This is a genomic window from Paraburkholderia sp. RAU6.4a (genome assembly GCF_050435625.1).
Classification (GTDB): domain Bacteria; phylum Pseudomonadota; class Gammaproteobacteria; order Burkholderiales; family Burkholderiaceae; genus Paraburkholderia; species Paraburkholderia tuberum.
This window is the reverse complement of the sequence record NZ_JBNDKQ010000002.1, coordinates 1,627,303-1,650,616: the sequence shown is the minus strand read 5'-3', so window position 1 is coordinate 1,650,616 and position 23,314 is coordinate 1,627,303. Positions and strand designations below refer to the sequence as shown.

The following is a 23,314-nucleotide window of genomic DNA, read 5'->3' as shown; positions in this document are numbered from 1 at the left end:
GAAGCGATATCGATGGGCTCTTCACGCGTACCCGGATTGCTGTACACGGCGGCGGCGGTGACGGCCGTCGCGGCGTTGGCCGCGCGCGGCGCGCGAAGACCTGAGTCGCATCGCGAACGGCGTGAGAGCGGCCCGCAACACCACGAGCGTCGGGCATCCGTGACGTTCCCGACGTGCGCCGCCCGCAGCCATCAGCGCGCGCCGGCGCGCGTGCACGCGAGCGAACCCACCGCCGAGGTGGAGGCACACATCGAAGCGGCCCGCACCTTCAACCACAGCTCTGCGCTGCTCGCGCTGTCGGTGCTCGCCGACAGCGCGATGGAGCACTACCGCGGCTCGTTCGACAACCCCGCGATGTTCACGCCACTCGTCAGCGCGAGTCTGTCGCTCGCCGCGGGCCTGCATGGTGGCGCGGATCGTCGCGGCCAGACGCATCGCGCGCGCCATGCGATCTATCTGGCCGCGGCGGCGACGGGCATCGCCGGCACGGGCTTCCATTTCTACAACGTGATGAAGCGGCCGGGCGGCTGGAGCTGGAACAACCTGTTTCACGCGGCACCGCTCGGCGCGCCGAGCGCGTTGCTGCTGTCAGGCGCGCTCGGTGCCGTCGCCGAACGCTTGCGCGACGAGCCCGCAGACGACCCGCAACTGCTCGGCATGCCGGCCGGTCAGGCGCTCGGTTTGCTGGTCGCGGCGGGTCTCGTCGGCACGGTGGGGGAGGCCGCGCTGCTGCATTTTCGCGGCGCGTTTCAGCATCGCGCGATGTACGCGCCGGTCAGCATTCCGCCCATCACCGCCGCGCTGCTCGCGCATGCCGCGCTGTCCGCTCCGCGCGAGCGCTGGTACACGCGGCTCTGGTTACGCATCACGACCGTGCTCGGCTTTGTCGGCGCGGGTTTTCACGCGCGCGGGATCGCGCGTCGTCAGGGCGGCTGGCGCAACTGGAGCCAGAATCTGTTCGACGGGCCGCCGCTGCCCGCGCCGCCGAGCTTTTCCGCGCTGGCGCTCGCCGGGCTCGCCGCACTGCGTCTGCGGGAGACTGAAAAATGACCAACCGACCACGCTCGACCCGAGTTACCCGCTATCCCGGCTACGACGTGCTCGACAAACGCACGACGCCGTCGTGGGACGCGCACACCCGCGCGGTGATCGCCGAACGCCTCGCGACACCACTCGAGCCGCGCTTTTTCAACGCGGTCGAATGGCTCGCGGTCACGTTGCTGTGCGCCCGCATCGTGCCGCAAGCGAATGCGCAACCGATGGTGCCGCTCGCCGCGTTGCTCGACGCGAGGCTCGCCGGCAATGGCAACGACGGCTACCGCGACGCCCGTTTGCCGCCGATGCGCGACGCCTGGCGCATCGGCCTCGCCGCGCTCGATGCCGAGTGCCGCGAACGGGGCGGCCTGCCGTTCGCGAGCCTCGCGGAGGACACGCAGATCGCGCTGCTCGGCCAGATGCAGCGCGGCGAACTGACGAACCCCGCGTGGCGCGGCATGCCGTCGAAGCTGTTCTTCGGCGAGCGCGTGCTGCACGACATCTGCGGCCTCTACTACTCGCACCCGCACGCGTGGAGCGAGATCGGCTTCGGCGGCCCGGCGAATCCGCGCGGCTATGTGCGCATGTACCTGAATCGCCGCGATCCGTGGGAGGCGGTCGAAGCGACGCCCGACACCCATGAGCAGGCCGCGAAGGAGAACCGCCGTGTCCGATGACGCGCAGCAACGGCCACGCGGCAAGGACGGCCGCGCACCCGACGTGTTCCAGCGCGGCGGTTGGGTGCCGATGCGCACGTACCCTGACGGCGAGGAGGTCGATTTCGCGATCGTCGGCACCGGCGCCGGCGGTGGCACGCTTGCGTGCCGGCTTGCGGAAAAAGGCTTCAAGGTCGTCGCGTTCGATGCCGGCGCGTGGTGGCGTCCGCTCGAAGAGTTCGCGTCTGACGAAGCGCATCAGGAAAAACTGTTCTGGACCGACGAGCGCATCTGCGACGGCGACAATCCGCTGAAGCTCGGCAACAACAACAGCGGCAAGGCGGTGGGCGGCAGCACGGTCCATTTCGCGATGGTGTCGCTGCGCTTTCGGCCCGAGTGGTTCAAGTCGCGCAGCGTGCTCGGCTATGGCGCCGACTGGCCGCTCGACTGGCGCGAGATGTGGCACTACTACGGCGAGGTCGAGGACGCGCTGAAAATCTCCGGACCGGTGAACTATCCGTGGGGGCCGAAGCGGCCGCGCTATCCGTATCGCGCGCATGAGCTGAACGCGGCGGCGCTGGTGCTCGCGCGCGGCGCCGAGGCGCTCGGCATCGGCTGGAGCCCCACGCCGCTCGCGACCCTTTCCGCGCCGCGCGGCCGCGCGCATCCGTGCGTGTACCGCGGCTTTTGCGTGTCCGGCTGCGCGACCAACGCGAAGCAAAGCGCGCTCGTCACGTGGATCCCGCGTGCGCTGCGAGCCGGCGCCGAGGTGCGCGATCTGGCGATGGTCGGCCGCGTCGTCACCAACGACGCGGGGCTCGCCACCGGCGTCGAATATCTGCGCGAAGGACGCTGGCGATTCCAGCGCGCGAAGCACGTGGTGGTGGCCGGCTACGCGATCGAAACGCCGCGCCTGTTGCTGATGTCGGCCAACAGCCGCTTTCCCGACGGACTCGCGAACAGTTCGGGACTCGTAGGCAAATACCTGATGGCGCAGTCGAATCAGGCCGTCTACGGCACCTTCGATGAAGACATCCGCTGGTACAAGGGGCCGCCGTCGCTCGCGCTTACCGAGCACTGGAACTACGAAGACAAGGGCAAAGATTTTTTCGGCGGCTACTGCTACATGAGCCAGGGGCCGCTGCCGAACGGATGGGTCGCGGTGCAGAATGGCCGCGGCTTGTGGGGCGACGCGCTCGGCGCGGAGATGCTCAAGTACAACCACCAGGCGGGGTTGAAGATCGTCGGCGAGATGCTGCCGCAGCAGCGCAACCGCGTGACGCTTGCCGACGAGAAGGACCAGTACGGGCTGCCGATCGCGCGCGTCACCTATTCATGGTGCGACAACGACAAGCGGCTCATCGCGCATTCGCTCGACTTCATGGAGCAGGCGCTCGCGGCCGCCGGCGGCAAGGAGATCTGGCGCGAGACCGACGACACCTGCCACCTGAACGGCACCGCGCGCATGGGTGACGATCCGTCGACGAGCGTCGTCGACGCGGACTGCCGCAGTTGGGACATCCGCAACCTGTGGGTGTGCGACGGCTCGGTGTTTCCGACCGTGGGCGGCGTGAATCCGTCGCTGACGATTCAGGCGATCGCGTGTCGCACCGCCGAGCGCATCGCCGCGCTAGCCGCGCGCGGCGAGTTGTAGGGGCAGTGTTGCCCGCGCGCATGAACCGCAGTCCGAAACGATGGAGTACTCACTGCGCGATCCGGGTGGTTACACAACATGCTCTCCATGCATCGAACATTGACCCAAGTCATGTTTGAGGCGCAAAAACGGGCCTCATTTTCCATGCCCCACCTGCATGGTGCAATGCAAAATCCATAGAAAGGCCGGGCTTGCTGACCTCACCATACCCTGCAGGTATGAAAAAGGACAGGAAAAGTATTGGACGGGCCAAACGGGCGAAGGGTATAAAAACATCCAATGAACTCACTTCCCGCCGCAGCCGCCATGCCCCAAGCGACCATCGAACGTATCGAAACCCGCCTCGTCGATCTGCCGACGATCCGTCCTCACAAGCTGTCGGTCGCCACGATGTACGGGCAGACGCTGATGCTGGTCAAGGTGTACTGCAGCGACGGCATCGTCGGGATTGGCGAAGGCACCACGATCGCCGGCATGGCCTACGGCCCGGAAAGCCCCGAAGCAATGAAGCTCGCGATCGACGCCTACTTCGCCCCGGCGATGATCGGCAAGGACGCGACGCAGATCCAGGCGCTGATGGCGCACCTCGGCAAGCTGGTCAAGGTCAATCATTTCTCGAAGAGCGCGCTCGAAACCGCGCTGCTCGACGCGCAAGGCAAACGTCTCGGCGTGCCGGTGAGCGAACTGCTCGGCGGCCGTCGCCGTGAGCGCCTGCCGGTTGCGTGGACGCTCGCGTCGGGCGATACCGCGAAGGACATCGCCGAAGCCGAGCACATGCTCGACGTGCGCCGCCACAAGGTCTTCAAGCTGAAGATCGGCGCGAAGGAACTGAAGACCGACATCAAGCACGTCGCCGAGATCAAGAAAGCGGTCGGCGAGCGCGCCGCGGTGCGCGTCGACGTGAACATGGCGTGGAGCGAGACCCAGGCCGCCTGGGCGATTCCGGCGCTGGCCGACGCGGGCTGCGATCTGGTCGAGCAGCCGGTCGCGTCCGCCGCGGCGCTCGCGCGACTGATGCGCCGCTTCCCGGTCGCGCTGATGGCCGACGAAGTCCTGCAAGGCCCGGACAGCGCGTTCGAGATCGCGAAGAACGGCGGCGCCGATGTGTTCGCGATCAAGATTGAACAGAGCGGGGGCCTGTTCGCCGCGCAGCGCGTGGCCGCGATCGCAGATGCCGCCGGCATCGAGTTGTACGGCGGCACGATGCTCGAAGGCGCGTTCAGCACGGTGGCGTCGGCGCATCTGTTCGCGAGCTTCGCGAATCTGCAATGGGGCACCGAGCTGTTCGGGCCGCTGCTGATCACCGAAGACATTCTGACCACGCCGCTCGACTACAGCGACTTCGAACTGACCGTGCCGAACGGCCCGGGTCTCGGCATCGAACTCGACGAGGCGAAGGTCAAGCGATTCACGCGAGACGGGCTGATGAAGGTAACCCGCTAAACGGATTTAGATCAGGAGGATTCAACGATGCTTTTCCATGTGCGAATGGACGTGCACCTGCCGGTCGACATGCCGGCCGAAGTGGCGAACGAAATCAAGACCCGCGAGAAGGCTTACTCGCAGGAGCTCCAGCGTAGCGGCAAGTGGCGTCATATCTGGCGCCTCGTTGGCGAGTACGCGAATTACAGCATCTTCGATGTAGAGAGCAATGCCGAACTTCACGACATTCTGTCCGGCTTGCCTCTGTTCCCGTACATGAAGATTTCGGTGACGCCTCTGTGTCGTCACCCGTCGTCGATTCGGGACGACGACATCTGAGCCCAGGGGCCAGGCGCTTTTGACGGCGAGCGCATCCAAAGCCATCTTTTCCCCCTATACCAACTGGAGACAGTCATCGTGAGCGTCAAAGTATTTGAAACCAAAGAAGTGCAGGATCTGCTGAAAGCCGCTTCCAACGTCGATGCCGGGAATGGCAACGCGCGTTTCCAGCAGATCGTTTTCCGTCTGCTGGGCGACCTGTTCAAGGCAATCGATGACCTCGACATCACGCCCGACGAAGTCTGGGCCGGCGTCAACTATCTGAACAAGCTCGGTCAGGACGGCGAAGCGGCGCTGCTCGCGGCCGGCCTCGGTCTCGAGAAGTATCTCGACATCCGTATGGACGCTGAGGACAAGAAGATCGGTCTCGAAGGCGGCACGCCGCGTACGATCGAAGGCCCGCTGTACGTCGCCGGCGCGACGGTGCGCGAGGGCGTCTCGAAGATCGACATCAACCCGGACGAAGACGCGGGCCCGCTCGTGATTCGCGGCACGGTCAAGGATCTGGACGGCAAGCCGGTCGCCGGCGCGGTCGTCGAGTGCTGGCACGCGAACTCGAAGGGCTTCTACTCGCACTTCGATCCGACCGGCGCGCAGAGCGACTTCAACCTGCGCGGCGCGGTGAAGACCGGCGCCGACGGCAAGTACGAGGTCCGCACGCTGATGCCGGTAGGCTACGGCTGCCCGCCGCACGGCTCGACGCAGCAGCTGTTGAACGTGCTGGGCCGTCACGGCAACCGTCCGGCGCACGTGCACTTCTTCGTCAGCAGCGACGGCCATCGCAAGCTGACCACGCAGTTCAACATCGAAGGCGATCCGCTGATCTGGGACGACTTCGCGTATGCAACGCGCGAAGAGCTGATTCCGCCGGTCGTCGAGAAATCCGGTGGCGCGGCGCTGGGCCTGAAGGCCGATACGTACAAGGAGATCGAGTTCAACTTCACGATCACGCCGCTGGTCCAGGGTAAGGACAACCAGCTCGTCCATCGTCTGCGCGCTTCGGCCGAAGCGTAATCGCACGAGGCGGCGCCGTGGCGACACGGCCGCCGCCTTTCATTGCCAACGGCCGGCGGTCTTGCCGGCCGAATTCCTGAAGCGTCGAGGAGTTGTGACGCCGGACAACGCCGCGTTGACGCGGCGCTTCACCGGGCACGCCGCGATGCCTGAAGGGCGAGGTTGTCGAACGCCGGATTGCCGGACGAGACTTCGACGACCGCGTCGCTGATCTGTCCACGTTCGTCGACCCATGCGCGCACGATCGCATTGGGACGCGGCGACTGCGCGACCGCAGCGCCGGCGGACTTCAGGTTGTCCTTGGACGAGCTGTAGGTGCAGGGCAGGCTCTGCGCGGACACGAAGTGCGGTGTCGACGTGATCGTGGCACTGGCTGCGCCCGTACCGACGATGCAGGCAAGGATCAGCGACGCTTTCGTCAGGTGCACACGCAGCGGATTCCAGCGCCGGAGCAGGTGCGGCTCTTTCATTGTGTTTGTCAGCTTCGGATCGTGCACGCGCGCTGGGTCACGGCCCCGGATTCGCCTCGCTCAAACCGGCTTGCTGCGCGGATCGATCGCTGTCCCGATACGCACCGAGCATGCGCTCCTGGTATCGCGTAACGGTCTCGAGGGAAGTGGCCAGGTTACGTCGAGGATGGATCGCCATCGCGCGGCGCATTGAGCATCCGCTCCACATAGCGCGCAATCAGATCGATCTCCAGATTCACTTTTACCCCGTCGTGCAGATGCTTGAGCGCCGTCACCTGCACGGTATGCGGAATCAGATTGATCGAAAACTCGCAGCCGTCGTCGCGATCAACGACGGAGTTCACGGTCAGGCTCACGCCATTGACCGTAATCGATCCCTTGTACGCGAGATAACGACCGATGTCGCGCGGCGCGAGAATGCGCAGCTCGTGCGATTCGCCGACCGGCGCGAAACGCGTGACGATACCGAGTCCGTCGACGTGTCCGGACACGATATGTCCACCGAGCCGGTCATGCGCGCGCAGCGCTTTCTCGAGATTGACCTCGCCGGTTTCGCCGAGACCGGCCGTGCGGTTCAGGCTCTCGCGCGACACGTCGACCTCGAACGAATGAGCGGTCTTCGCGACCACCGTCATGCATGCGCCCTGGATCGTGATGCTGTCGCCGAGCTGCACATCGGCGAGGTCGAGCCCGCCCGCCTCGACGTTCAGGCGCACGCCCGCGTCGCCGCCCGTGCCGAGCGGCTTGACTGATTCGATGCGGCCCACTGCCGCGACGATTCCTGTAAACATCGTGCTAGTCCTTGATCATTTCGAAACGGTGGGAGACACGGTGTCGGTCCCGGGTAAGGCTGTCGGCGCGAAACGCGCGAGGATCCGCAGATCGTCGCCGATCCGCTCGACCGTGTGGAAATTCAGCTTCACGCGGTCTTCGAGCTGGTCGGGCGCGTCCAGATTGAACATGCTCATCGAGTCCACGCCGAGCAGGCTCGGCGCGAGATAGACCAGCAGTTCATCGACGCAGCCTTCGCGCAGCAGCGAACCGTTCAGCTTGTAGCCGGCTTCGACGTGCAGCTCGTTGACGTGACGCTCGCCAAGCACGCTCAGCATGCGCGGGAGATCCACCTTGCCGAACGCGTTCGGCAGCGGCACGATCTCGGCGCCGCGCTCGCGCAGCGCGCTCGCGCGTTCTTCGAGACGCGCGTCGAGCTCGCCGCAGAAGATCAGCGTCGGCGCGCCGGCCAGGATCTGCGCGTCGAGCGGCACGTCGAGCTGGCTGTCGATCAGCACGCGGTGCGGTTGGCGTGGTGTATCGACCGCGCGCACGGTCATGCGCGGATTGTCCTCGCGCACAGTGCCGATGCCGGTCAGGATCGCCGACGCGCGCGCACGCCACGCATGACCGTCGGCCCGCGCGGCCGCGCTCGTGATCCACTGGCTCTCACCCGACGGCAAGCCGGTGCGGCCATCGAGTGACGCCGCCACTTTCATGCGCACCCACGGACGGCCGCGCGTCATGCGCGACACGAAGCCGATGTTCAGCTCCCGCGCTTCGTTCGCGAGCAGCCCGCAGCGTACTTCGATACCGGCTTCGCGCAGCATCGCGAGACCGCGGCCGGAGACCTGCGGGTTGGGATCTTCCATCGCCGCGATCACGCGGCCGATCTGCGCTTCGATCAGCGCGTTCGCGCACGGCGGCGTGCGGCCGAAATGGCTGCACGGTTCGAGCGTCACGTAGGCGGTCGCGCCGCGCAGGTCGTGGCCGCGCGAGCGCGCGTCCTTCAGCGCGCGAATTTCGGCGTGATCCTGGCCGGCCGGCTGCGTGAAGCCTTCGCCGATCACCTCGCCGTTTCTGACGAGCACGCAACCGACCCGCGGATTCGGGTCGGCCGTATACATGCCGCGCTTCGCGAGCGCGAGCGCGCGTTCCATGTGGACGAAATCGGTTTGCGAGAACATCGGTGTCCGTTGTGGTGCGGTGTCTGGGTCGTGCGAGTTGCGGCCTTTGCTTCGGGCCCGGCTTCAGCCCTTCAACGCTGCGAACGCGCCGCGCGCGGCGTCGATCGTCGCGTCGATCGTCGCGTCGTCGTGCGCGCTCGACACGAAGCCGGCCTCATACGCGGACGGCGCGAAGTACACGCCCGCGTCGAGCATCTTGTGGAAGAACGCGTTGAAGCGCGGCACATCGCTCTTCGTGACGTCGGCGAAGCTCGTCGGGATCGATTCGCGAAAGTAGATGCCGAACATGCCACCGAGCGCATCGGCCGCGAACGGCACGTCCGCTTCGCGTGCCGCCCGCGCGAGCCCTTGCGCGAGACGCGTGGTGCGCGCGGCGAGCGTGTCGTAGAAGCCGGGCGCCTGGATCAGCTGCAGCGTCTTCAGGCCGGCCGCGACCGCGATCGGATTGCCCGACAGCGTGCCCGCCTGATAGACGCCGCCGAGCGGCGCGAGGTGAGCCATGATGTCGCGCCGGCCGCCGAACGCCGCCGCCGGCATGCCGCCGCCGATTACCTTGCCGAGGCAGGTGAGGTCCGGCGTGATGCCGTAGCGTTGCTGCGCGCCGCCGAGCGCGACGCGGAAGCCGCACATCACTTCGTCGTAAATCAGCACCGCGCCGTACTCGGTGCACAGGCGCCGCAGCGCCTGCAGGAATTCAGGGTTCGCGCGCACGAGGTTCATGTTGCCAGCGACCGGCTCGACGATCACCGAGGCGATCTCGTTGCCGAATGCCTTGAACGCTTCTTCGAGCTCGGCGACGTTGTTGTATTCGAGCACGGTGGTGTGCTTCGCGATATCGACCGGCACGCCCGCCGAGGTCGGATTGCCAAAGGTCAGGAGGCCCGAGCCGGCCTTCACGAGCAGGCTGTCCGCGTGGCCGTGATAGCAGCCTTCGAACTTGACGATGCGGCTGCGGTTCGTGAAGCCGCGCGCGAGACGCAGCGCGCTCATCGTCGCCTCGGTGCCGCTCGACACCATGCGCACCTGTTCGATCGACGGCACCAGCTTGCAGATTTCCTCGGCGATCTCGACTTCCGACTCGGTCGGCGCGCCGAACGAAAAGCCATTCACGAGCGCGCGCTGCACGGCTTCCAGCACTTCGGGATGAACGTGGCCGAGGATCATGGGGCCCCACGAGCCGATGTAGTCGGTATAGCGCTGGCCGTCCGCGTCCCAGAAGTACGGGCCTTGCGCGCGCTCGATGAAACGCGGTGTGCCGCCGACGGAACGGAAAGCGCGCACCGGCGAATTCACGCCGCCGGGGATCGTGCGTTGCGCGCGTTCGAAGAGGGTTTCGTTTCTGGACATGGCGATGGCTGGAATAGGGAGCAGGGGTTGCGCAGCGGCGCAAAGGGCCTCGGACGATTCCCGCGGACCCTTCGCGCGATGCTGGGGTGGATCGAGAAATTGTACCGGAGTCGGCGCCGGCGGGCTGTGCGGGCGGACGGTCACGGCGGCGCGTGTTTCGCCTGGCTGCCCTGTGCGGGTATCGTCGGCGGCTTGCGCCTGCCGGTCAATTCGGCCCAGCGCTTCTCCAGCGCGCCTTCGGCGATCGGCTTGATGATCGTGCCCGAGCTTTGCGCATCCCACGTCTGCACCGAGAACGGATGCACACGCAGCTGATCGCGCGTGATGACCGGCGCGTGATGCGCATCGACGAGCCAGTCGTAGACGAAATCGATGCACAGCCGGTAGCCACGTTTGGTCGACGCGTCGGGGACTTCGTAGGGCGCGCGCGTCACGTAGCCCGAACCGAAGATGCCCTTCGGCTCCTGCGCGACGCGATGCAGGAACACGCGATCGCCGGGCAGGATGCCGCGCGCAAAGCCGCAGCCCCACACGTCGGCCACCGCGTCGCCGGCCGCCACGCGTTTCGCGATGTCGGGCAACTCGGGCCACGGCCATTTTTTGGGGCTCCAGATGAGCAGGAAGGCGGTCATCGCGGGTTCGAACGGGATCAGGGGAAGGGCGTTGCGCGACGTCGATCTTTTATGTCGGGCCGTCAAGCTGCGCATACGGAAGCGCGTTGGGCATGCTGGCGGCAGCTTAACCGATCGAAGCGGATTGCGCCGCGCGGCGCTGTCGCGCAACGTCCACGCAGCGGGCCACGAGCGCCGTCAGCGGATTAACCGTCGCGTACAATCGAGCCGGTCAACTGATGGCCGTTCCCGCTTCACCCGTTCCGCTGCCGATGCCGGCGCGGCGTTCCATCCGGATTTCCCATGTCTCACGTCGTCAGACGCCGGCCCGATGGCCGGCTGATCCTGTTGCTCGGCGCGCTGGCCGCGTGCGGGCCGATTTCCATCGACATGTATCTGCCGAGCCTGCCGACCATCGCGCAGGCCTTCGCGGTCGGCACGGGCGCCGCGCAATCGACGCTCACGAGCTTCATGTTCGGCTTTTCGATCGGCATGCTGCTGTACGGTCCGCTGTCCGATACCTATGGCCGTCGGCCGATCCTGCTTGGCGGCATCATCATGTATGCGCTCGCGAGCATCGCCTGCTCGCTGTCGGTCTCGATCGGCTCGCTGGTCGGTTTCCGCTTCGTGCAGGCGTTGGGCGCGGGCGCGGCGTCGGTGCTGGCTCGCGCGATCGCGCGCGACGCGCACGAGCCGGGCGACGCGGCGCGCGTCCTGTCGATGATCGCGATCGTCACGGCGATCGGTCCACTGCTCGCGCCGCTGATCGGCGGACAGTTGCTGCTGCTGGGCGGCTGGCGCGCCGTGTTCGTCGCGCTGACGCTGTTCGGTTCCGTGTGCGCGGTGACCGCATTCCTGAAGGTGCCGGAGACGTGGCCGCGCGAGATGCGCGCGCAGTCGGCGCTGCTGAAGTCGTTCGGCGCGTATGGCACGCTGCTGCGCGATCCGGTTGCGTGGGGACACATGTTGTGCGGCGGCATGGCGTTCGCGTCGATGTTCGCCTACATCACGGCGACGCCGTTCGTATACATCGAGTATTTCCACGTGTCCGCGCAGCACTACGGCTTCCTGTTCGCGCTGAACATCGTCGGCATCATCTTCGGCAATTACCTGAACACGCGGCTCGTCGGCCGGCTCGGGCCGGTGCCGATCATCTCGTTCGCGGCGACCGTGAGCTTCGTCGCGTCGCTGTTCGTGTCCGTCGTGTCGCTGACGGGGTGGGGCGGCTTATGGTCGATCGTGTTCGGGCTGTTCTTCGTCGTCAGCGTGGTGGGCGTGTTGTCCGCCAACTGCACGACCGATCTGATGCATCGCTATCCCGCCAACGCGGGCGCCGCGGCGGCCGTGTTCGGCGCGGTGCAGCTCGCGCTCGGCGCACTGTCGAGCCTCGCGGTCGGACTGTGGCAGGACGGCACGCCGAAGGGCATGGGTATCGTGGTCGGCGTGGCGGGCTGTCTGTGCTTTGTCGGACGCATGCTCGTGATGCGTTGGCACGGGACGAAGTCGCCGGTTGCGGCTGTGTGAGCGTGTTGTCCGGATATCGAGGGTGAGCGCTGCGCGAGCGCTGTGAAAACGGCGTGAAAACTGGATGACGATCGTGCTATTGCGGCTGTGGGCATCGGCCGACGCGTGAGTTCATCGGACGCGTCTCCGGAAAACACCTGGTGTTGCGCGCGCACCACCGTGCGTCGCGCTTTGCATTGCTATGATGAAGTCACTGTTCCTCGGAGCGGCACTCATGGCGATCAAAGACCTGATGAACGGCGAACGGCAATTTGCCGCATTCGCCGAAGCGCAACGGCTGGCCGACAGCGGCGCTTATTACGATTACACCGACATCGAATACGTGTTGCGCTTTGATCACGGTTTGACGGATGTATCGGCTCTGCTCGATAGCCAGTTGATGCATCGCGATCTGAATCGTCGTTGCGCGGATGCGCGCGAAAAGCTCGAGCTGGCGGGCGCGTGATGCGTGTTGCGTCGTGCGCGGGTTCGTGCTGAATGAAGCACGGCGATGAATCGCTCCGAGTTTCTCACTTCTGGAGTGGTCGATGACCGATAGCACGCACGCCTCACGTTTGCCCCACACCGACAATCCGGCCGCGCTGGCGAAACCCGGCGGCCATTACAGTCATGTCGCGGTCGCGAATGGCTTCGTCTTCGTGTCCGGGCAATTGCCGATCAACGCGCAAGGCGAAAAGCTCGCCGATGCGTCGTTCGACGCGCAGGCCGAACAGGTTCTGGCCAATGTGAAGGCGGCGCTCGAAAGCGTCGGCAGCAGCGTCGCGCAACTGGTGCAGGTGCGCGTGTATGTCGTCGATGTCGAACACTGGGCGAGCTTCAATCAGATCTATGCGGGCTGGGCCGGCGAGGCAAGGCCGGCGCGCGCGGTCGTGCCGGTGCCGCAGTTGCACTATGGGTTCAAGATCGAGGTTGAGGCGGTGGCGGTGGTTTGAATTCGACATTACAGCCATATAGCAACTACGGCATGACTTTCTCTGTGGCGGCCGCTAATTCTCGACATAGAGAACTCATGCCGATCGGGCAAGATGACGTTGCAAGCCTGGCGATTCTGGAAAGATCGTCGGTGTCTAGCGTCGCATCGATGTGGCGGAGCACAAAGGCTTTCAACGACGGATTACGTTTTATCAATACACCTAGTTGCGGCAAAGTGTGCCAGTGATCCACTAGCAGACGCGCGACGGCTTCTGAGTTGCCTTCCGCGATTTCGCCATCGTCACACTGCGCGTACTTGTTGAACGCCTCATTCACGTTTGCCCACGTGTCGAGGTGATCGATTGCTGCATCCGCCGCACTTGCCTCACGCTCCGTGCAAGTTTTGCCATACGCAACCGGCATGCACGCTAGTGCAATGAAGGCGACCACACCCACGAGACGCGTAAAAAAATAGGTGCACTTGCGTCTATCCATGAGTATGTCCCGCAAGATTCCTGGCTCGATTGCGCTCAGTTGCCGTGCGCGCGGCCACGGAATCATTGTGGTTGACTTCTACAGCCGTGATCGGGTCCAGGTGCATCTGTTCGCGGATTTCTCTCATGGCGTCGTCGGACGTGCGGATGCAGCTCGTTGTCGGGTGCTGAGGTCCCGGCAAATAGCGGGCATTAGCTCTGCCCGAATGCACGCCAATGCCGGTATGGCCTGGCACGTTGAAACGGCTGATCCCATACAAGCCATACGGTCCATTGGCAGATGCCACATGATGGTGCGGGGTGGCTTGGTCCTGCACGCTATATGTTCCATTCGGAATATGGCGGATTGCCGCGTGGCTGTCGACGTTGTTGTAAGCCGCCCAAGTACCGATCGTCTTACCGGTGGCATCAATAAACGAGATTTGATGTGTCTGTCCGTCGAATAGCAGTTTCGACATGTGGCATACCTCTAGAGTTGTAAAAAATGAGGGCTGCGGAGTCCGGCGGCATACGCCGACGACCTCCAGACACTCGTGCAAGGCACGGAGCAGCAGAGCGGCCTCGTCATCCAGGTCGAAGTAGACCCTGCGCGAGGCGCAACCGTGGCCTGCCACGTTGACGAACGTGGCGCGACACTTCTGGTTTCCCGGCAAGAGTTCTTCCAGCCCGCGCCCGTCATGCACGAACTACTGCATATGCGCCGATTTCTGGTCGACGGTGTCCCTCAGATAGTGGTGAACGAAGACTACAACGACTGGACGCCGGAGCTCGAGCGGGGGCTGACAAACCTCGATAACGGCCTTGAGCATCTCGTCATCGTGCCGGAAGAAATTCTCCGGTTTCCCGTGCGGCGGCAGTACTGGGCCGGTGTCATGGCAAGGAAACTTGAAGAAATCCGTGTCAATCCACTCAACCCGGACGACAGGCGACGGCACGCGCTGGTGAACTGGCTGTTCATCCACCATGTGCTCATGGACGAAGCGCAACGCCAGGCGGCTGACAGTCTTTTGTCTTTTGGACGAACTGGAGCTGCGACAACAGGCCTACGCTTTTCGAGACGCCATTATTCCCGCGCTTGCCGTGAAGGAGGAAACCGTCCGGCTCTGTTTGGCGCGGTTGAACATACCGTTCGCCACAGCTGCCCTGAAATACATCGACAGCCGTGTGCGGCGGTCGCGAGCGGTAGCACTGGGGCCGGCGATATAAACCCGCAGGGTGGCCATGAGTTATGGCACGCCATTTGTGGCCCGGACGAGTTATGCAGACCCCGGCACCCCTCTTTTTGTTTTGCGGGACGCATTGTGCTACGCGATGCCCTGGTCTATGGGGCGACCCAGGCCACGTTGGCGTGAGCCAGTCTCCCGGGGGGCGTTCAAAGCTGTCGGTGCCCGCCGGACGCTAAAACGTTGAGCGGAATCGCGGTTCTGCTTGTCCGAACCTATCGCGAGGAGGCCAGACATCGGCTCCCTTTGGAAGGACCAATAGCGTATCACCGCACCGATCTGATGGAACAGCGCCGCCCGATGATGGAAGCTTGGGCCGTGCATGTTTGCGGCATAGAGGATTAATTCAGAAGTGCGGCCCGTAACACTTGCGCTGTGCCTTACAAGCTCGCACAAAAAAGCCGACTCGCGAGGATCGGCTTGTGCATTCGAGCGAGGCTCTATCGATATTCATCAATCTCAACCGTGCCGCCCATGGCTTCCATCATGGTGCGAATATCGTCGGGCACATCAGGCACGCGGTCGCCGCTCTCGTTGTCCCAATAACAGAAGAAACGCATCTGTGCGCCCTTGTCTGCGAGTAGCTGGCGCAAGTCATCTCGCGGCAAATTCAGGCGATCAACAAGATAGCGGAGATGCGGTTCCAGCGAGTCGCTATGAACGGCGGCTTTGCTTCTCACCCCCCACACGCCGGTACGCCCCGGCATGCTGCTCAATCGCCCCGACGGAGTCATAAACCGCTTCCCCTTGACTATCGCCGTATCCGGCGGAACGCCGAAATATCTGGTCCAAACCTCGGGATCTAAATCATCCCCGGCTATCGAAAATGATACATGTGCGAGTTGATGTGCGTTCATCGTATGAAGATCAGTTTGCATAGTCGTGCATATTGCCGATGATGTTTTTTCTAAATTCAACGTCCCCACTATCGTGCCAAATGACATTGTCATCGCCTCGCAGCTTGAGGTCATATTTCATCGCATGAATCATGTCGCCAAACGTGTCGCGGCCATACCCCAGCATCTTCGCCGCGTAGTTTGGATTGTTCGTGCTCGCGGCGAGTTCAACGACATCGCCGCTCAACGCATCAGGCACATACTCAAACGGCTGCGCGTCGCCGAGCAGCGTTGATGCGCCTCTATCGCCAGCCCTGGCTGCGCGCGCGGCGTTCAGCCGGGTTTGCCAGGTGGCCGGATCATACTGGACAGACAGCACAGGTTCGCCGTCCGGGTGACTGCCGGTCCTCGCTACGGGATTCCTTAACGGCGTGCTGCTGTAGGGTGACGAAAACAGGCCATTACGCGGACCTTTAATGGCAAGCAGGTTACCCAGGCGAACCTCTTCGAGAAGCGCAAGGATGACCCACCAGCCATCGGTGTCAGGGTTGCGGTCCCGTACGCTATGAAAAAACAGCCAGCTGCGGCCAATGAGATTCCTGACCAGCTTCCGGTCCTCCTCCCACTTCCTGTGATTCAGTTCGGCAATGTCAAGAAATTCCCGGGTCTCCGCCCTGGCCTTCTGAAGGTCTGCGGCCTTGCCGAGGCACGCTTTATAGTGCCATTCGTCGCAGATGACATAACAGGCACCCGGTGGCCGCTGGCAGAACAGCTCCACGGAGTGCATCTCAAATACGGACAGGGACATAGGTGTGTCGATGGTCTATCTGAAGTCGCTGCCGGGGTTGACAGCAGTCAGATAATTACCGTGCGACAGGCAGTCCGTACATGGGCGACAGCCCAAAATCTCCACGGCTCTCGATGAAACGGAAAAAAGCGCCCGCAGGAACATTGCGGTTTTTCGCGCCCGTAGCGCGGATGCTCGCGGGCAGCGACCGTACCGCTGGTCTATGACCTTTCCAGCCGTTGGCGGGACTCGCGCAGCAGATCATTCGCCCGAAGCCGCTGTTCGCGCCAATACGGCGCGTACGTCCGCGAGTGCATCCTCGAAGAGACCAAAAATCGAAACCTGGGCAACCGTTGAAAGAGCGGAGAACTGCTCTGCGACTTCCTCCAGACTCAGCAGCGCCGCCAGTGCGTGCAGTTGATCGACGCGGATAACCGCGGTGTCAGGCATCGCGGTATCCGGTTGTGCAGAGGCGTTCAGAAAGTCAGGCATGACCTACCCCCGTCGCATTGTTGTACGCCTGGTTGAAGTTGGGCGCGGCGCGCGTCGCGTGCCGATGATAGGGAATGAGATAGACGATTGTGTTTGCTCAGGAAGAGCAGGGACGTGGTGCATTGGACATGCCTCCTGTATCGGGTTGATGAACCCGACGCCCCAACGCCAATTGGGGTGGCCGGGCACAAGGCAAGGTTGGCGTACTGAGCTTGCCCCCGAAAAACGAATCCCTTCTTCAACGATGGCGCGGAGTACAGTTGCACGCCGCTCAACTTTATCGCCCGTATGGTGGCCAAGCCGTAATGTGTCAAGAAACCGCAAACCCGGCCGCGATGCTCGGCGCCTTTGCTCCAAGCGATCGCCAGTAGGCATGGGATTGCCATCGAGTGAAATATCTCGCAAATCCGATGAACTTCGAAGGGTTGAGATATGAAGAAAGGGAAAACCGATTTCACTTATTCCGATGCTGACAGCATCTGTGATCTACTGAGAAAATTGCGCGAGGCCGACCCAAAGAAGCAGAAGCGATTGAGACGGGAGCTACGCAAGGATTACGGCTTCCATATCAGAGACTTCAGCAATTCAAGCGCCGGATTTCGCGAAGAGAACTTTAGGGAATTGGTGACGGGCGGAACGATCACGCTCCATCCGTAGCACTGCAGCCTTACGGCACAATGTGTAAACGAAGCGAGGCTGGTCTGGTAGCTGCGCTTCGACACGTCGTCCATACCCACACTTGAGGTCGAGCGTGGCGGGCGTCGACTGTCCGCGCGTCATAACATCAAGAAGAACTTCTATGAGTAGTCCCTTGTCAAGCCGTTTTACAGACTGACTGATCATCGATAAGCGAACTCTCCTCACAGTTCGTACCGCGAGTGGGCGCCGTTGCGCTGAACCCACCGATGGTTGAAGTCGATCCTTGCGCCCGTGAGACCTGACGTCTCACCAACTTCTATCCGCTGGCATGAAACCAGCCTCATCCTGTATGCGCGTTACGCCGGTAAGATCGCCGGGAGCATGCCCCATCTAGAAAATCGGTTGCTGGCTGCGCAACCAGTCCTTCACACGGGCATGCTCGCTTCAAACCATATTTGCTTCATCTCACATCGTTGAACAAACCTCCCGGGAGTCTGAGGGGTTAGGCGGATTTCAGCTGTGCTCCGGCGGGAATCACGCCATCCTTCAGATAGCGCCACAGCGCAATCGCCAGGCGCCGTGCCACCGCGACGATCGTAATCCGTCGGGCCCGGCGGTTCGGGCCTGTGCCCTCGGTGCGGTGGTTGAACCACTGCGTCAGCGCGCTCGTGGGCTGGTAGCGAATCCAGGACCAGGCCATCTCGACAAGCAGGGCCCGGACCCGCCGGTTGCCCTGTCTGCTGATGCCCTGGTCCACCTGGCTCTCGCCGCTGTCGTAGGGTTGCGGGACGAGGCCCACGCACGCGCCGACCTGACGGCGGTTGCTGAACTCCCGCCAGAACAGTTCCAGCGCCAGTCTTGAGGCCCCAACCTGCCCGATGCCGTTCAGGCGCGTGAGATGACTGATCCGGGTGCGCGCAGGCTCGGGCAGACTGGTCTGGCGCGTCTTCTCGAGTGCCGCCAGTTGCTCCTCAGCCAGTGCGAGCCGTTCACACTCGCGTACGAGCCGTTCGTGGAACTCGGGTGGCAGCGGCGCGCCATCGTGACACCGTACCTCGCCGCGGATGAGGCGGTCGGCGAACTTCCTGCTGCCGACCTCATCCCAGCAACCGAACGTGGCTAGCAGCTTGCGCATACGGTCGCGATGCTGCAGCACTTCCTTTTGTAGTTGTCCGCGATCACGCATCAGATGGCGGGAGGCTTCGTCCTGCAGTGACGGCACGCGGATTACCCGCATGCGGTCGCGTTCGCCGCGCAGCCACGCACGCAGGTTGATGACCAGTTTGATGGCATCGAGCCGGTCGGTCTTCGCGCGGCGCTTGTGACGCTCAACGGGAATGCTCGCGGGATCGACGACATGACATTCGATCCCGCGAGCCTGCAGCGCGCGATAGATCCAGAATGCGTCCTGGCCGGCTTCGTAGCTGACGACGACCCGCACATCCGCCGGCAGTGCCCACTTCTCCCTGTGTTGGGCAATCAGGGCCAGCACAGCCTGCAGGCGGGATGCGGCTTGTGGCTCCGCCACTGTGTGCACTGCCGGGTTGTCGCGGCGGCCGTCGTGCAGCGCGACCTTCCACTTTGTCGCAGCCAGTTCCAGCGAGACTGCCAGCACAAGCGCTTCGGGATGGGTCGTGTCTGCATGATCTGTGCGCATGATTCTCTCCTTTGAGTAAGATCCACACGGGCTGATTTTATGATCGGCGTGTTTAGTGGCTCCTTCGTGCATAGGATCTAGGGCGAGCAAATATGGATCGGGAACGGATACGGGACATTAAAGTCGCGTTTGGTTGGATCGCTATAGCCGGCGTATTGATTGCCGCCGCCTGGCACTATTCGCCCGAGATCCGGCAGACCTTCGAGCGCTGGACCTGCTCCTATAAGCTTGGCGACAATTGCGTCACGCAAGATGAATACATGCGGAGCGTCGCACGCGCGCAGGCCGACCTCGCGATCCTGGAATGGCAGGTATTCTGCATGACGCCCTCGAACCGAGGCGACTCTAGGTGCACCGTTTTCTTCATGCACTGAATCCGCTCGCGTAGGGGTGTTGTTCGTAGACAACGATTCGTTGGTCTTCTGAGATGCGGTGTTCGGTACCGCTCGACGTCGTGTGGGTAGTGGTGGGGGTAGAAACGAAAAACGGGCCAAAAGGCCCGTATTCATTGGATGTCTGGCGGAGGCGGTGAGATTCGAACCTCTATACGGACCGAATCTGCCTTAATGCCGTATTTTCATTGTGATGACTAGACTTATTGGCTGCACGAGTTTGCATCCAATTCGGAGGCGGTGAGATTCGAACTCACGGAAGGGTCACCCCTTCGCCGGTTTTCAAGACCGGTGCCTTAAACCACTCGGCCACACCTCCAAGCCCGCGATTGTAACTGATTTTGACTTGACCCCCAACTTTGCGGTTCGCGTAATGCGGGCGCCGCTGGCTCACATTTTTTGGTTGCAATGATGTACGGAGTTTTTTGGAGGCGTTTATCGTTTCGGGATGGTTTGCTGAGGCTGTGCCAGTTCCCCGTGTGCACAACTTCGCCGACCACACCACAAGGGTGTGGACGGCCGCCCAAAGGGCGGTTCCGAAGTTGCACACACTCGAATCCTGACGCGCCGGCGTTGCCGGCTTGCCTCATGGAGATAGAAATCAACTTCAAATCCGACGGCTAGTTCTCAACTCCTGCGATGTCCCCGACCCGATAAAAAACTGAACACTTGCTACAGGCGAAGTGGCATCGAGCGCCCACGCCACGCCCGCCTCGACACCCATGAGCTCGCGAAGATGTCAGCCCGTCCGTATGTCAGTTTTGAGAACGCGGCACTGCCCGTAATTACTTCTCCTTGAGCCGGACCTCACGACAGCCAACTTTTGGGCAGGGGGGAAGACCGAGTCGCGGTTCGGTACGTGCTGGGGTTCGCCAAGGCCGACGCTTTATCGAGGCTTGAGTCGACTCAGTTGACGGACTTCGCTCTGACGATTCGTCGAGGTACGTCATGGTTAACGGAGATGTATAAAGTTGCGCCATACACATGGCATGCGCTCCATAGAATTGAATCCCGTCCATTCCTACCTCGATGCCCTTGAACTCGCAGACGAGTTAGGCATGTCACTTCAAACTGTCATCAATCGGGTGAGGCACCGGCCTTGGCTGTTACCGCCCCGCGCGGTCTTTTACGACCAGCAGGTGCTGCGTTGGCGACGAGATGTTGTCGAAAGATGGTTAGTCACACGCTCCTGACCAAGACAAAAGATGCAGCCTTGCTGTAGCAAAATCTCACGCTCGCTATTTCTCCCCACAGGTTCGACAGCCGTCGCGCGGATGATTTTCGCCAAGTCTGCGTCGTATTACCGATAGGATGAATGTTCCTGACCCGCTGTCGGCGGCTAAGCTCGACGCCCAGGGCTTTGCTGACATGCTCGGCCTCTCGCTGCGCACAATCATCTTGCGAGCACGCCACCGTCCCTGGCTGCTTCCATCACGCGCCGTTCTATACGACCGCGAGCTTCTTCGTTGGCGACAGGACGTCGTCACTCAATGGCTCGGCGATTAAGCCAGCGTTCAGGTCCTTTAGAGCAAATCCACCGGACTTACGCCAAGCGCTGCTGCCAGCTTCTCAAGCGATGCGAACTCAAGTGGCGTGAAGCGACCGCTTGGCGATTCGACGCGCGAGATGAAATTTCGGTCGAGCCCCACGCGTGCGCCCAACTCTTTTTGGGACATACCTTTCGAGTTACGCAGTTCGAGGACTTTGGCACCGACCGCAGCGCTTGAGACATCTCCCGACGGCGGACGATGCTCAATCTCGGCGGTGACCGCGGTTGCCATCAACACGCGAACATCGATTTTCATTGCTGTTGCAAGAGCATCCGCGCGTTCTAAAGTCGGATTTCCAAAAGTGCGTTCCAGTCGACTGATGCCGGTACGGTCAGCCCCTACGAAGCTTCCCAGTTCTTCCTGCGTCATACCCAAATTCATCCTGTAACGCTTCAGATTCCGCGCGAAGCGTTCCCTCAAGCTCATCTGCTCGTCTGTCGTTTTCATGCCGCAATTTTGGCGGCAACAAGTTATATGTCTACAGCGCAAAAATGTTCGCCGTTAAACTTGTCGCCTTAAAAACTGCCGTCTTTAAACATGTTGTCGTTTACATGTACAAGGTAAACGCCTACAATTGCCGCAAGAGCAATGGGTCAGACGGCGTCGCAAGGACGCGAGATGTGAGCAACTACGAAGGTTGATGGCATCCGAAACCCCGGGGCGACAGGTTCTGTCGCCGTCTGAAATTTGCAGGCGCCCGGCTAAAAGTTCTTGCGCGTCGGTGTTGTCGGGCGGAAAGGCAGTTTCTTTGCCGCCAGCAAAAATCCGCGTGGATGAAAAAGCTGAACCAGCGCGAACATTGTTTGAGCACAACCTCAAAGGCTTGAGTATTCCCGCACATGGTTGCGCATCGTCAACGACAGGCAGAATTCTTTGAATGATTGCAGCTGATGACCGCCTCTTGATGTCAGTTGCCGAGTTGGCACGGCTGCTTTTCGTGTCACCGGTGTACGTGCGCACAAAGCTGCTGCGAAAACACACTTTGCGGCCAGTAACAGTGCGCCGCGGTCGTAAGTTCGTGCTTCGGGCAAAGGCAGAAGCTTACCGACGCAAGCGGCAAAGAATTGCACGCAGGGCGCTCCGTGAGCTAGCGCGTGTATCTCAGGAATGTGAACTTTACGGCAACACAAAGATGGACAGATGAGCGATGTTTTGACGCCGCCGCCCGCTGTGCCCCCACCGGCGGCAACCGGTGGACTCGTCCTGTACTTGGACTTTGATGGGGTGTTACATCCGGAAAATGTTTATATGCGTCCAGGCAGAGGGCCATACATTGAGTCACCCAGCGGGCATAAGTTGTTTGAGCACGTAGGACTACTTGAGAAAGTCCTGTTGCCATATCCCGACCTACGCATGGTCTTGTCCACATCGTGGGTCCGAGTGTACAAAAGCGTCACGAGAGTCGCACGAAAATTGCCGCCAGAATTGCGTGCTCGCGTGATAGGGGCGACGTATCACGAAGCAATGGACGCCGAGTTGTTTAAGCAGGCGCCCCGTGGAATGCAAATATGGGCGGACGTTTTGCGACGTAAGCCTGACGATTGGTTGGCCGTAGATGATGACTACCTCCATTGGCCTACTTGGTGTCGCGACAAGCTCGTACGAACGCATGAGGCACTTGGAATAAGCGCTCCAGTTGTGTTGGCAGAACTGCGAGCTAAACTGGCCGCAATGTATCAGCAGGAGTATTGATGGCGGTTTATGCAGTTGACAGCACGGAATTTCGGCAGAATGAAGGCATAGTGATTGGAACGTACACAGGTCGATTTGGCTTTAACCTGCAGTGGGCTCATGTTTTACACGGCCGTTGCATACAGCACGGAGGCGTTGCCGACATATGGGCTGACGCGTATCACGCCTTGTACAGATACGAAAGCGCCCAGCTTGTGCTTACACACGACGACGAAGTGGCAAAGCCTGAGCAATTGTCACCGGCAAAGCGCAAACGCGTGACTAATGTAACTTGCTTCGTCGAGCGCGAGTGTGGCCGCATCCACGATGCGGCGGCGCGCTTTACCGTGTCCGTCGATTCTGTAGGACGCGTGAGAGGCGAAGCCGTAGCCACAGGCGCGCCCTTGATGAAAATTGCACGCGTACGCGTCGACCCATCGAACTCAGCCGTAGAAATCGGCCTCGCAGTGCTTCTTCATCTTGCAAGCAGAGAGCATCATCCAGTGGTCGCGGACTTGATACAACGCATGCGCCGCGGGGGCATGCAGTGAAGCTCGGCCCCGGGGTAGTCTGGCATTCGCTTGTTGGGCGACACTCGACGCGCCGCTGCGAGATATCAGCGCAGGTTGTT

The 23,314-nt window shown here is 62.2% G+C and carries 26 protein-coding genes and 1 tRNA gene; 14 read left to right on the top strand and 13 right to left on the bottom strand.

What is annotated here, in order from left to right; translation table 11 throughout:
- Positions 1-12 precede the first annotated feature (12 nt).
- The 6 genes from OKW40_RS12330 (at position 13) to catA (ending at position 6,120) form a co-directional block, all read left to right on the top strand.
- On the top strand, positions 13-1,050 hold the full coding sequence (locus tag OKW40_RS12330; RefSeq protein ID WP_429489946.1) for a hypothetical protein: 1,038 nt from the start codon (positions 13-15) through the stop codon (positions 1,048-1,050).
- Positions 1,047-1,712, top strand: a complete 666-nt coding sequence (locus OKW40_RS12325; protein WP_429489944.1) for a gluconate 2-dehydrogenase subunit 3 family protein — start codon at positions 1,047-1,049, stop codon at positions 1,710-1,712. The genes OKW40_RS12330 and OKW40_RS12325 overlap by 4 nt, the downstream gene beginning before the upstream one ends.
- The gene (locus tag OKW40_RS12320) at positions 1,702-3,345 is read left to right on the top strand and encodes a GMC family oxidoreductase (protein WP_429489942.1); all 1,644 of its coding nucleotides are present in this window, start codon (positions 1,702-1,704) and stop codon (positions 3,343-3,345) included. The genes OKW40_RS12325 and OKW40_RS12320 overlap by 11 nt, the downstream gene beginning before the upstream one ends.
- Before the next feature lie 306 nt (positions 3,346-3,651).
- Positions 3,652-4,788, top strand: coding sequence for a muconate/chloromuconate family cycloisomerase (locus OKW40_RS12315; RefSeq protein WP_429489940.1), 1,137 nt, complete (start codon positions 3,652-3,654; stop codon positions 4,786-4,788).
- 27 nt (positions 4,789-4,815) lie between these two features.
- Positions 4,816-5,106, top strand: a complete 291-nt coding sequence (catC, locus tag OKW40_RS12310; RefSeq protein ID WP_026225988.1) for a muconolactone Delta-isomerase — start codon at positions 4,816-4,818, stop codon at positions 5,104-5,106.
- A gap of 78 nt (positions 5,107-5,184) precedes the next feature.
- The gene (catA, locus tag OKW40_RS12305; RefSeq protein ID WP_184023266.1) at positions 5,185-6,120 is read left to right on the top strand and encodes a catechol 1,2-dioxygenase; all 936 of its coding nucleotides are present in this window, start codon (positions 5,185-5,187) and stop codon (positions 6,118-6,120) included.
- A gap of 128 nt (positions 6,121-6,248) precedes the next feature.
- On the opposite strand, the gene OKW40_RS12300 is transcribed toward catA, so the two are convergent.
- The 5 genes from OKW40_RS12300 to OKW40_RS12280 form a co-directional block, all read right to left on the bottom strand.
- A complete protein-coding gene (locus OKW40_RS12300) occupies positions 6,249-6,590 on the bottom strand; it encodes an energy transducer TonB family protein (protein ID WP_429489938.1) in 342 nt (113 codons plus the stop codon).
- 155 nt (positions 6,591-6,745) lie between these two features.
- Positions 6,746-7,381 (bottom strand): riboflavin synthase, encoded by a 636-nt coding sequence (locus OKW40_RS12295; RefSeq protein WP_184058078.1) that lies wholly within the window; start codon positions 7,379-7,381, stop codon positions 6,746-6,748.
- A gap of 15 nt (positions 7,382-7,396) precedes the next feature.
- Entirely contained in the window at positions 7,397-8,548 is a 1,152-nt protein-coding gene (gene ribD, locus OKW40_RS12290; RefSeq protein WP_187617179.1) for a bifunctional diaminohydroxyphosphoribosylaminopyrimidine deaminase/5-amino-6-(5-phosphoribosylamino)uracil reductase RibD, read from the bottom strand.
- A gap of 63 nt (positions 8,549-8,611) precedes the next feature.
- Positions 8,612-9,895 (bottom strand): glutamate-1-semialdehyde 2,1-aminomutase, encoded by a 1,284-nt coding sequence (gene hemL / locus OKW40_RS12285; protein ID WP_429489935.1) that lies wholly within the window; start codon positions 9,893-9,895, stop codon positions 8,612-8,614.
- 140 nt (positions 9,896-10,035) lie between these two features.
- A complete protein-coding gene (locus OKW40_RS12280; RefSeq protein ID WP_429489934.1) occupies positions 10,036-10,527 on the bottom strand; it encodes a hypothetical protein in 492 nt (163 codons plus the stop codon).
- A gap of 282 nt (positions 10,528-10,809) precedes the next feature.
- On the opposite strand from OKW40_RS12280, the gene OKW40_RS12275 reads away from it, so the two are divergent.
- The 3 genes from OKW40_RS12275 to OKW40_RS12265 all read left to right on the top strand — a co-directional run bounded on the left by OKW40_RS12275 (position 10,810) and on the right by OKW40_RS12265 (position 12,962).
- Positions 10,810-12,030, top strand: a complete 1,221-nt coding sequence (locus OKW40_RS12275) for a Bcr/CflA family multidrug efflux MFS transporter (protein ID WP_184058073.1) — start codon at positions 10,810-10,812, stop codon at positions 12,028-12,030.
- Between the two features lie 214 nt (positions 12,031-12,244).
- Positions 12,245-12,475 carry a hypothetical protein gene (locus tag OKW40_RS12270; protein WP_429489932.1) on the top strand — a complete coding sequence of 77 codons (231 nt, stop codon included), beginning with the start codon at positions 12,245-12,247 and terminating at the stop codon, positions 12,473-12,475.
- An 82-nt stretch (positions 12,476-12,557) separates the two neighbouring features.
- A complete protein-coding gene (locus OKW40_RS12265) occupies positions 12,558-12,962 on the top strand; it encodes a RidA family protein (RefSeq protein WP_090801464.1) in 405 nt (134 codons plus the stop codon).
- A gap of 25 nt (positions 12,963-12,987) precedes the next feature.
- Here OKW40_RS12265 and OKW40_RS12260 read toward each other — a convergent pair whose 3' ends face one another.
- Together OKW40_RS12260 and OKW40_RS12255 are read right to left on the bottom strand one after the other, a co-directional pair.
- On the bottom strand, positions 12,988-13,437 hold the full coding sequence (locus tag OKW40_RS12260; RefSeq protein WP_429489931.1) for a hypothetical protein: 450 nt from the start codon (positions 13,435-13,437) through the stop codon (positions 12,988-12,990).
- A complete protein-coding gene (locus OKW40_RS12255; RefSeq protein WP_429489929.1) occupies positions 13,430-13,894 on the bottom strand; it encodes a hypothetical protein in 465 nt (154 codons plus the stop codon). The genes OKW40_RS12260 and OKW40_RS12255 overlap by 8 nt, the downstream gene beginning before the upstream one ends.
- Positions 13,895-13,969: 75 nt before the next feature.
- On the opposite strand from OKW40_RS12255, the gene OKW40_RS12250 reads away from it, so the two are divergent.
- Positions 13,970-14,788, top strand: a complete 819-nt coding sequence (locus OKW40_RS12250) for a hypothetical protein (protein ID WP_429489927.1) — start codon at positions 13,970-13,972, stop codon at positions 14,786-14,788.
- A 311-nt stretch (positions 14,789-15,099) separates the two neighbouring features.
- Here the strand turns inward: OKW40_RS12250 and OKW40_RS12245 are convergent, their stop codons facing one another.
- The 3 genes from OKW40_RS12245 to OKW40_RS12235 all read right to left on the bottom strand — a co-directional run bounded on the left by OKW40_RS12245 (position 15,100) and on the right by OKW40_RS12235 (position 16,774).
- Entirely contained in the window at positions 15,100-15,516 is a 417-nt protein-coding gene (locus OKW40_RS12245) for a DUF4279 domain-containing protein (protein ID WP_429489925.1), read from the bottom strand.
- 10 nt (positions 15,517-15,526) lie between these two features.
- Complete coding sequence (locus tag OKW40_RS12240) at positions 15,527-16,303, bottom strand: hypothetical protein (protein WP_429489923.1); 777 nt, start codon at positions 16,301-16,303, stop codon at positions 15,527-15,529.
- Positions 16,304-16,543: 240 nt separating this feature from the next.
- On the bottom strand, positions 16,544-16,774 hold the full coding sequence (locus OKW40_RS12235; RefSeq protein WP_429489921.1) for a hypothetical protein: 231 nt from the start codon (positions 16,772-16,774) through the stop codon (positions 16,544-16,546).
- A 432-nt stretch (positions 16,775-17,206) separates the two neighbouring features.
- Between OKW40_RS12235 and OKW40_RS12230 the strand changes: the two genes are divergently transcribed.
- Positions 17,207-17,431, top strand: a complete 225-nt coding sequence (locus tag OKW40_RS12230) for a hypothetical protein (RefSeq protein WP_429489919.1) — start codon at positions 17,207-17,209, stop codon at positions 17,429-17,431.
- Between the two features lie 484 nt (positions 17,432-17,915).
- On the opposite strand, the gene OKW40_RS12225 is transcribed toward OKW40_RS12230, so the two are convergent.
- On the bottom strand, positions 17,916-19,070 hold the full coding sequence (locus OKW40_RS12225; RefSeq protein WP_429488527.1) for an IS110 family transposase: 1,155 nt from the start codon (positions 19,068-19,070) through the stop codon (positions 17,916-17,918).
- 92 nt (positions 19,071-19,162) lie between these two features.
- Between OKW40_RS12225 and OKW40_RS12220 the strand changes: the two genes are divergently transcribed.
- On the top strand, positions 19,163-19,444 hold the full coding sequence (locus OKW40_RS12220) for a hypothetical protein (protein ID WP_429489917.1): 282 nt from the start codon (positions 19,163-19,165) through the stop codon (positions 19,442-19,444).
- Between the two features lie 250 nt (positions 19,445-19,694).
- Here OKW40_RS12220 and OKW40_RS12215 read toward each other — a convergent pair.
- Both OKW40_RS12215 and OKW40_RS12210 read right to left on the bottom strand, forming a co-directional pair.
- Positions 19,695-19,781: transfer RNA gene (locus OKW40_RS12215), tRNA-Ser, on the bottom strand.
- Between the two features lie 1,204 nt (positions 19,782-20,985).
- A complete protein-coding gene (locus tag OKW40_RS12210) occupies positions 20,986-21,459 on the bottom strand; it encodes a helix-turn-helix domain-containing protein (protein ID WP_429489916.1) in 474 nt (157 codons plus the stop codon).
- Positions 21,460-22,152: 693 nt separating this feature from the next.
- Here OKW40_RS12210 and OKW40_RS12205 point away from each other — a divergent pair.
- On the top strand, positions 22,153-22,704 hold the full coding sequence (locus OKW40_RS12205) for an HAD domain-containing protein (protein ID WP_429489914.1): 552 nt from the start codon (positions 22,153-22,155) through the stop codon (positions 22,702-22,704).
- Positions 22,704-23,234, top strand: a complete 531-nt coding sequence (locus tag OKW40_RS12200) for a hypothetical protein (RefSeq protein ID WP_429489912.1) — start codon at positions 22,704-22,706, stop codon at positions 23,232-23,234. The genes OKW40_RS12205 and OKW40_RS12200 overlap by 1 nt, the downstream gene beginning before the upstream one ends.
- Positions 23,235-23,314: the final 80 nt, after the last annotated feature.

What these genes read in the sequence shown, in the direction of transcription:
- OKW40_RS12330 (WP_429489946.1), top strand. Translation starts at nt 13, where the DNA reads ATGGGCTCTTCACGCGTACCCGGATTGCTGTACACGGCGGCGGCGGTG.
- OKW40_RS12325 (WP_429489944.1), top strand. Translation starts at nt 1,047, where the DNA reads ATGACCAACCGACCACGCTCGACCCGAGTTACCCGCTATCCCGGCTAC.
- OKW40_RS12315 (WP_429489940.1), top strand. Translation starts at nt 3,652, where the DNA reads ATGCCCCAAGCGACCATCGAACGTATCGAAACCCGCCTCGTCGATCTG.
- catC (WP_026225988.1), top strand. Translation starts at nt 4,816, where the DNA reads ATGCTTTTCCATGTGCGAATGGACGTGCACCTGCCGGTCGACATGCCG.
- OKW40_RS12300 (WP_429489938.1), bottom strand. Translation starts at nt 6,590, where the DNA reads ATGAAAGAGCCGCACCTGCTCCGGCGCTGGAATCCGCTGCGTGTGCAC.
- OKW40_RS12295 (WP_184058078.1), bottom strand. Translation starts at nt 7,381, where the DNA reads ATGTTTACAGGAATCGTCGCGGCAGTGGGCCGCATCGAATCAGTCAAG.
- ribD (WP_187617179.1), bottom strand. Translation starts at nt 8,548, where the DNA reads ATGTTCTCGCAAACCGATTTCGTCCACATGGAACGCGCGCTCGCGCTC.
- hemL (WP_429489935.1), bottom strand. Translation starts at nt 9,895, where the DNA reads ATGTCCAGAAACGAAACCCTCTTCGAACGCGCGCAACGCACGATCCCC.
- OKW40_RS12280 (WP_429489934.1), bottom strand. Translation starts at nt 10,527, where the DNA reads ATGACCGCCTTCCTGCTCATCTGGAGCCCCAAAAAATGGCCGTGGCCC.
- OKW40_RS12275 (WP_184058073.1), top strand. Translation starts at nt 10,810, where the DNA reads ATGTCTCACGTCGTCAGACGCCGGCCCGATGGCCGGCTGATCCTGTTG.
- OKW40_RS12270 (WP_429489932.1), top strand. Translation starts at nt 12,245, where the DNA reads ATGGCGATCAAAGACCTGATGAACGGCGAACGGCAATTTGCCGCATTC.
- OKW40_RS12265 (WP_090801464.1), top strand. Translation starts at nt 12,558, where the DNA reads ATGACCGATAGCACGCACGCCTCACGTTTGCCCCACACCGACAATCCG.
- OKW40_RS12260 (WP_429489931.1), bottom strand. Translation starts at nt 13,437, where the DNA reads ATGGATAGACGCAAGTGCACCTATTTTTTTACGCGTCTCGTGGGTGTG.
- OKW40_RS12255 (WP_429489929.1), bottom strand. Translation starts at nt 13,894, where the DNA reads ATGTCGAAACTGCTATTCGACGGACAGACACATCAAATCTCGTTTATT.
- OKW40_RS12245 (WP_429489925.1), bottom strand. Translation starts at nt 15,516, where the DNA reads ATGAACGCACATCAACTCGCACATGTATCATTTTCGATAGCCGGGGAT.
- OKW40_RS12240 (WP_429489923.1), bottom strand. Translation starts at nt 16,303, where the DNA reads ATGTCCCTGTCCGTATTTGAGATGCACTCCGTGGAGCTGTTCTGCCAG.
- OKW40_RS12235 (WP_429489921.1), bottom strand. Translation starts at nt 16,774, where the DNA reads ATGCCTGACTTTCTGAACGCCTCTGCACAACCGGATACCGCGATGCCT.
- OKW40_RS12230 (WP_429489919.1), top strand. Translation starts at nt 17,207, where the DNA reads ATGAAGAAAGGGAAAACCGATTTCACTTATTCCGATGCTGACAGCATC.
- OKW40_RS12225 (WP_429488527.1), bottom strand. Translation starts at nt 19,070, where the DNA reads ATGCGCACAGATCATGCAGACACGACCCATCCCGAAGCGCTTGTGCTG.
- OKW40_RS12220 (WP_429489917.1), top strand. Translation starts at nt 19,163, where the DNA reads ATGGATCGGGAACGGATACGGGACATTAAAGTCGCGTTTGGTTGGATC.
- OKW40_RS12210 (WP_429489916.1), bottom strand. Translation starts at nt 21,459, where the DNA reads ATGAAAACGACAGACGAGCAGATGAGCTTGAGGGAACGCTTCGCGCGG.
- OKW40_RS12205 (WP_429489914.1), top strand. Translation starts at nt 22,153, where the DNA reads ATGAGCGATGTTTTGACGCCGCCGCCCGCTGTGCCCCCACCGGCGGCA.
- OKW40_RS12200 (WP_429489912.1), top strand. Translation starts at nt 22,704, where the DNA reads ATGGCGGTTTATGCAGTTGACAGCACGGAATTTCGGCAGAATGAAGGC.